The following is a 6,773-nucleotide window of genomic DNA, read 5'->3' on the forward strand; positions in this document are numbered from 1 at the left end:
CGACGATACTCCCTCTCAGTTGGTCGTAATGACCTCGAGGACGTCACGTGCCTCGACTTCGTACTCCTTGCCGAGCTGGCGGTTCGACCGACAGTCGATCGCGTGGAGGAAGCCGTCACCGATGTCCGAGTGGAGGCTGTACGCGAAGTCCTCGGCCGTCGACCCTGGCGGGATCAGATAACAGTCGGGGAGCACTTCGCCGCGTTCGTTCCCGAGCCCGTTCGCACCGCCGGGAAACACCGGTGTCACGCCCAGCACGTCGAACAGTGCCGTCTCGAGGGCCGCCTGGACCCCGGTCGCGCCGTACTCGGAGAGAAACTCTCGAATCTGCTCGAGACCCTGTTCCTGTTCGCCCGAAATATCGCCCGTAATCTCGAAGTCGGCGTCACCGGGTCGGTAGTCGACGACGCCGGCCTTGTCAGCCGACTTGAGCGCCTTCTCGGCGTGGGCGCTGCAGGGAACGATCGTCAGGTGTTCGTAGTCGGGATCGCTCGTGATCTCCGCGTAGTTCGCCTGGGCCTCGGGGGTGTCCATCTTGTTCGCCGCGATCACCATCGGTTTGGTCTCCGTGCGGATCTCGCGGGCCAACTCGAGTTTGTCCGCTTCCTCCCACTCGTCGGGATCGAAGCCGACGTCGATCCGGCGAATCAGGCGCTTGATCTCGTCTTCGTTCGTCTTGAACGCGCTCATCTGTTCGGCCAGTTCCTCCTCGATGGCGTCGTCCTCGGTCGTGTAGCCCGATTCGTAGCGACCGATCCCCTTCTCTAAGACGTCGAGATACCACTGGTCAAGTTCCTCCTCTAAGAACGCGATGTCCTCGCGCGGATCGTGACCCTCGGTCGGTTCGCCCTCGAGGTCCGTCTCCCCGGAGAAGTCGACGACGTGGACGAGGACGTCGGTCTCGTTCAGGTCGGTCAGAAACTGGTTGCCGAGGCCGTTGCCCTCGTGTGCGCCGGGGATCAGCCCGGCGACGTCGACGAGTTTTGTGGGGACGAATCGGGTGCCGTGATCGCAGTAGCCAACCGACGGCGTACACTCTTCGTCGAACTCGGGTGCCGCACACTCGACGCGTACGTAGGCTTCACCGACGCTGGGGTCGATCGTGGTAAATGGATAGGCCCCTTCGGGGACGTCGTTCATCGTCGCCGCGTTGAAAAAGGAGGACTTGCCGACGGAGGGTTTGCCGACGAGCCCGATCCGGTAATCCGTACTCATTATCTGTCCCTCGTGCGGCCCGACTAAACGGGTTTCCTTCCGATTCAGGATTGCTACGGGAGAGCGTGGCATACGGGCTGCTGCCCGTCAGTGCTGACACACCCGTGACCCGTGGGGCGGGTTCGCCGGGACATCTTACACCAATCCGTATCACGCCCGAGTGGGTCGTACACCGGTGGCTCTCGGAGGACGTCACAACCCCGATTCGGGACCGACCGCGCCGGAAGTGCTGTAGTAAAGCTACCACTTCCACATATATATACTATAAATTATTATTTGGGCAGACATCCATCAGTTGGTGACAGTCGTCCCGACCTATTTATAATAATTTGTTGATGTTGCGCTATGGGCGATTCGAACGCCGATACGATAGCGACGTCTCGAGTACGGAGAGTCGACGACGTCACCACCGACGACGTGCGTCCTGAACTCGACATTCCGATCGAACGGTCACACGTCGCCCGTCTCGAGGGAGAGCGATCGTCGTCGGAACGAGTCCAGTGTTCGACGTGCGACGTCGTGATCGAACCACAGGAGTATCGGCTCAGCTGGGTCGTTACGGCCAGGGAGACGACTGTCGAACGCCACTACTGTAGCGAGCCCTGTCTTCCAGACGAGGCGACGATTCGTCCGAGCGACCGATCCGACGGGTCGGGTGCGTCTCGAGACTGGTCGTACTGTCGGTGACCGTCGTCATCCCGTAATCGCGTTCCAGCTCCAGCCGGCGGCTCCGAGCCAGATCAGAACGAGAACACCGAAGATAGCCCACTGCTGGATTTCGGTTTCCACGACCGGTGCGAAGACGTCCATCAGGCCGGTTGCCTGCATCAGCGCGATTACGATCAGCACCAGTCCGAATATCGAGACGGCAGCGATTCCGAGCCAGTTTCGCCCCATCCATTTCCCCTCGCGTTCGGCCTCCTCCCTGTCGGTCGTGGGTGTCTCGGTCGGTTCTCGGTCGGGCTCGGACATAGAGACGGGTAGTCGGACGAGAGGGGAAACCGTTCTACCTGCAGCTTCCGGCCAGGCTGGGGACGTATCCGTTCGTCCGACCCGTTCGTGTATCCTCGTACGGACTGCTGTCCCGCTGTTCCAGTGCGACCGCCGCCCGGTCGCGAGTGTGCCGGCACTGACGGTCAATCGGTCGTCTCACTGGAGGACGTCGGCAAGTGCGTCCATCGTTCGCTCAACCCGGTCACGACGGGCGTTGTGCCCCATGTGGCCGATTCGAAGTATCTCGTCCTCGTGGTCGCCGAGTCCTGTTGCCAGCACGATCTCGTGGTCCTCGAGCATCCGTCGTTGGAGCTCGCTGGCACGACCATCGACGTCGAGTGCCGTCACCGTCGGCGAACAGTCGCCTTCGTCGGCAGGGTAGGTCTCGAGGCCGAGTTCCCCGGCCCGCTCGTGACAGTACGTGGCGACCGACTCGTGGCGATCGAAGACGGACTCCATTCCCTCCTCGAGCAACAGATCGGCGGCGGCGTCGAGCCCGGAGAGGTTCGACGCGAGGTGGGTGTACGGGAACCACTCGTCGTCGACGGCGGTCCGCCAGGGCTCGAGGTTCGCGTAGAGCGTCGGGTTCTCGATGGACTCGATCCGATCCCAGATACGATCACTTACCGAACAGATAGTGAGTCCTGGCGGCGAGCTGAAACACTTCTGACTGCCGCCGATGCAGACGTCGATCCGGTCGGTCGGAACCGGCGTTCCACCGAGCGAGGAGACGGCGTCGACGACCGAGCGGATCCCGTGTTCGTCGAGGACGTCGAGGATCGGCTCGAGGTCGTTCAACGTCCCGGTCGGCGTCTCGCAGTGGACCATCGTCGCGACCTCGAAGTCGTCGCCGTCGGCCCGTGCGTCTTCGATCGCTTCGGCGACGACGTCGGCATCGAGCGTCCCCCGATCTGAAACGCCGCACGTGACGGCCTCTCCCCCGTAGCTCTCGACGAAATCGGCGAAGCCGTCGCCGTAGAGGCCGTTCGAGAGACAGAGCACGCGGTCGCCGTCGTCGACCAGCGAGGCGACGGCAGCCTCGAGGCCAAGGATTCCTTCGCCGCCGAGGACGACCATATCCACGTTCGACTCGTCGCCGTCCTCAACGGGGGCGCTCGCGCTCGGATCCGCGCGGAAAATCGCCTCGAGTTTGTCCAGCAGTCCTCGGTACCACTCGAAGAACTCGGGCTCGACGTCGGGGTTCGCCGTCGGTTCCGCCATCCGGCTTCGCACTTCCTCGGGGACCTCGGTTGGACCGGGCGTCATCCGTAATCGATCGTCGGTCATACAGCAACTCGAGACCCCCGGAGGGATAAATCCCGAATACGGTACAGTTGCTGGAGCCGGTCGGTATCCACCGACCGTCCATCCTACTCGGTTCCGACGCCGAAGAGGCCGTCCCGGTTTCGCCGCAACCTGCCCCGGACGACAGGCGACGCGGGAAAGACTCCGACGCCGGTGCGTTCGATCTCCTCGAGCCCGAACGCGTCGTGGGAGACGAACCGGTCGATCGTGTGCCGGTTCAGGTGACAGCCTCCCGCGGCTCGTCGCCACAGCGGTGTCAGCAGGTCCTGGCCGCTCGCCCGCCAGTCGTCGGCACGGACGTGCTCGAGGAAGCGAAACTCGCCGCCGGGTTTCAGCACCCGCGCGACCTCCTCGAGGGCGGCGTCGGGGTCCTGGATCGTACAGAAGACGACGCCGGCGACGACGACGTCGAACGCGTCGTCTGGGTACGGAAGCGACTCGGCGCGGGCATCCCTGAGGTCGACCGGCAGGCCGGTCTCCCGTGCGTTGTTCTCGGCTCGCGTGCGCATGTGCGGATCGGGCTCGATCGCGTGGTACTCGAGGTCACCCGTGCTGGCGTCGACGGCGTAGGGAAACAACTCGCCGTTGCCACAGCCGAGATCGAGGGTGCGACCGGAGAGATCCTGGACCAGGTACTCCCGGTGAGACCGGAGCTGTGCTGGTTCGGGCAGCAGGTCGTAGAGCGCCGCGAAGACGGGGTGGGAAATTTCGTGGTCACACCCGCCCGCGTGCTCGGCGGTCGATTCGGACATACGTATGGATACAACGGACAGACGGGTAATCGTTTGCGCACTCGAGCGACCGCTTCGATCGTGGTCGGCGTAAGCCAGAGCGAAGGGAGAGTAGCGACTCACCTGATCGTATCCGGAATGCGCTCGATCACGTCCGTCGCGACGACGCCGGGACCGAACTCCGCGGTCGCTAGCTCGCCGGTCTTGCCGAGAATCCAGGCGCCCAGCTCCGCCGCGTCGGCTCGATCCATTCCCTGTCCGAGCAACGACGCGACGATACCCACGAGCGTATCACCCGTCCCGGCGACCGACAGCGCCGACGTTCCCGTTTCGTTCTGGATCCGATCGCCGGCGGCGACGATCTCGTCGACGTCGCCGGTCAGCGTGACGACCGCGTCCGTCTCCCTCGAGAACGCCTCGAGCGATCCGTAGGCATCGTAGATGGGGTCGTCTTCGGCTCCGCTAGGGGTGAGAACCGCATTCGAGAGGTCGGCCTCGAGACTGGGTTCGATCGCGACGGCGTCGACGACCGAGCGGATCGCGTCGGGTTCGGCGTCGACGAGACCCGGCCCGATCACGAGGGCGTCGGCCCACTCGCTCATCTCGTGGGTGCGGGCGACGGCGCGTTTGTCGAACGTCTCGCCGGCGTACCGATCTACCAGCAGATTCGGCGACTGGCCGGCGACGATCTCGTAGATCGGATCGGCCACGAGCGCCCGAACGTGATCGGAGCCGGTTCGAAACGCCGCGCGTCCGACGAGCGCGGGCTGATTTGGGTACGCGGTGCTTCCCCCGACGACGCCGACCCGACCGTTCTCCCGGCCGGATTCCTCCGCGACGTTCGAGAGCGTTCGCTGGAGTCGAGCCATACGGTTCGTCGGAACCGCACTCGGGTATGCATTCGCCACGCGTACTCCGGCTTACCCGCAGCTGCGTCGCCCCGCTCTTATCAGTAGTTAGTAGCACGGCTTCTTTATTCAGCATGGGACACGAAACCCACGCTCGCTCAGTAGAGTGCAAGCAGTTACCGAAGCGACTATCGATCTATATGAAGTGTGTCAAAAGCCGGCTGCTAAATATAGAGGGTGGATGCAGCACAACGACCTCGCTTGTTTCACTCCAAAAGTGGTGAAACACACACCCACTGCATGTGCGTACTGACTGCCAGTTGTCCTACCAAATCTGAGAGAGATTCTTAGCACCGTACAAGATAACGCGCGAGTGTTGCACGAACTGATTTCTCACTCGAAGCCTGAACTAAGGTCGTGTCCGAAAATCAATTTACCTATGAGTCGATTGGGGTAATCCGAACGCCTTTCGAATCACCAGACGGAATGCCGATCCAACCGGACGGAAATGCTGCTGAGGAAGGGGTTGTCGAACTCAAGGAAGCCTACGCGGATGGAGTGAAAGATCTCGATGGATTCACGCACTGTATTTTGTTGTATCATTTCCATGCGTCTGACGATGCTGCTCCTCTGGAGGTCGAACCATTTCTCGATGACGAACCGCGCGGTGTCTTTGCGACGCGAGCGCCTCAGCGTCCGAATCCAATCGGTCTCTCTGTTGTCGAGATAGAATCCGTCACAGATAGAAACGTGACTGTCAACGGAATAGATGTCGTCGATCAGACACCATTGCTGGATATTAAGCCATTCGTTCCCAAATTTGACGTTCCATCTGACACGGATACCGGGTGGCTCACCGCCTCAAAGTCAACAATTCAATCAAAACAAGCCGACGAACGATTTGTTCGATAGACGCTTTGTATCGGTCACCGTCCCTAAACTCATCTACGCAAACCATCACGAATCGAGTGATGAATAGAAGGCGCGCCTGTCACACGGACCGAGAAAATCTGAGAGGATTAGTGATCGCTCGGTAGAACTGAAAAACGACCACCACCCAATAAAAAGTCGCGTCTTGCCCGCGGCAGCAAACTCAAACGATGACCTACTCTCCATCACGCAACTCGGCTGTGAGACTGCCAAAAGTACAAGGGGTTTTTGTTTTCACCCGACGGATACGGGTTCAGTGATGGACGCCAGTATTGGTGAATCACCCGACCGGACTGTTCTCACCAAGCGTGGGGGAATTGCGCTGGTGCTTGCACTGTCTGTCAATCTCGCGCTCGGTTGGCTTTTTTATCAGCCGACATTCCAGGCTCGACGGAGTTTTTCCAGTATGGTCCAATCGCGCTCTGGACGACGTTGGGGGTTGTCGGGGCAACTGCAGTATATTACTTCCTGACGAAGCGCTCAGATACACCGAACCGTAGCTTCACGTTGATTGCCGTAGCTGTGCTCGTGCTTTCGTTTCTCCCCGACCTGGGGCTTGCTTTGTTTGTCGATGATGTCACGAACAGTGAAGCTGTCTCACTGATGGTGCTTCATTTGCCCCCCGCATTCATCTGCGTCGCCATCTTGACCGGGTGGCTGTTCAACCGCTGAGTCTCAGTCGATCACACCGACAGCCTCACTGTCTTGTCCAGTAGGCGCTGAATCTGGTTGAACTGTGCTCGGCCCGTCT

At 61.1% G+C, this 6,773-nt stretch carries 8 protein-coding genes; 3 read left to right on the plus strand and 5 right to left on the minus strand.

What is annotated here, in order from left to right:
• Positions 1 to 15 precede the first annotated feature (15 nt).
• A complete protein-coding gene (locus FYC77_RS13475; RefSeq protein ID WP_149082017.1) occupies positions 16 to 1,215 on the minus strand; it encodes a redox-regulated ATPase YchF in 1,200 nt (399 codons plus the stop codon).
• Between the two features lie 345 nt (positions 1,216 to 1,560).
• Between FYC77_RS13475 and FYC77_RS13480 the strand changes: the two genes are divergently transcribed.
• Complete coding sequence (locus FYC77_RS13480) at positions 1,561 to 1,902, plus strand: DUF7576 family protein (RefSeq protein WP_149082018.1); 342 nt, start codon at positions 1,561 to 1,563, stop codon at positions 1,900 to 1,902.
• Between the two features lie 6 nt (positions 1,903 to 1,908).
• Here the strand turns inward: FYC77_RS13480 and FYC77_RS13485 are convergent, their stop codons facing one another.
• From FYC77_RS13485 to FYC77_RS13500, 4 genes are all read right to left on the minus strand, one after another.
• On the minus strand, positions 1,909 to 2,187 hold the full coding sequence (locus tag FYC77_RS13485; RefSeq protein WP_149082019.1) for a hypothetical protein: 279 nt from the start codon (positions 2,185 to 2,187) through the stop codon (positions 1,909 to 1,911).
• Positions 2,188 to 2,364: 177 nt separating this feature from the next.
• Complete coding sequence (locus tag FYC77_RS13490) at positions 2,365 to 3,495, minus strand: pyridoxal-phosphate-dependent aminotransferase family protein (protein ID WP_149082020.1); 1,131 nt, start codon at positions 3,493 to 3,495, stop codon at positions 2,365 to 2,367.
• 83 nt (positions 3,496 to 3,578) lie between these two features.
• Positions 3,579 to 4,265 carry a class I SAM-dependent methyltransferase gene (locus FYC77_RS13495; RefSeq protein WP_149082021.1) on the minus strand — a complete coding sequence of 229 codons (687 nt, stop codon included), beginning with the start codon at positions 4,263 to 4,265 and terminating at the stop codon, positions 3,579 to 3,581.
• 98 nt (positions 4,266 to 4,363) lie between these two features.
• On the minus strand, positions 4,364 to 5,113 hold the full coding sequence (locus FYC77_RS13500; RefSeq protein ID WP_149082022.1) for an ADP-dependent NAD(P)H-hydrate dehydratase: 750 nt from the start codon (positions 5,111 to 5,113) through the stop codon (positions 4,364 to 4,366).
• 396 nt (positions 5,114 to 5,509) lie between these two features.
• On the opposite strand from FYC77_RS13500, the gene tsaA reads away from it, so the two are divergent.
• Together tsaA and FYC77_RS21050 are read left to right on the plus strand one after the other, a co-directional pair.
• Positions 5,510 to 6,004, plus strand: coding sequence for a tRNA (N6-threonylcarbamoyladenosine(37)-N6)-methyltransferase TrmO (gene tsaA / locus FYC77_RS13505; protein WP_149082023.1), 495 nt, complete (start codon positions 5,510 to 5,512; stop codon positions 6,002 to 6,004).
• 297 nt (positions 6,005 to 6,301) lie between these two features.
• Entirely contained in the window at positions 6,302 to 6,694 is a 393-nt protein-coding gene (locus FYC77_RS21050; RefSeq protein WP_394349021.1) for a DUF6069 family protein, read from the plus strand.
• Positions 6,695 to 6,773: the final 79 nt, after the last annotated feature.

Origin of the sequence: Natrialba swarupiae (assembly GCF_008245225.1) — an archaeon.
Taxonomy (GTDB): domain Archaea; phylum Halobacteriota; class Halobacteria; order Halobacteriales; family Natrialbaceae; genus Natrarchaeobius; species Natrarchaeobius swarupiae.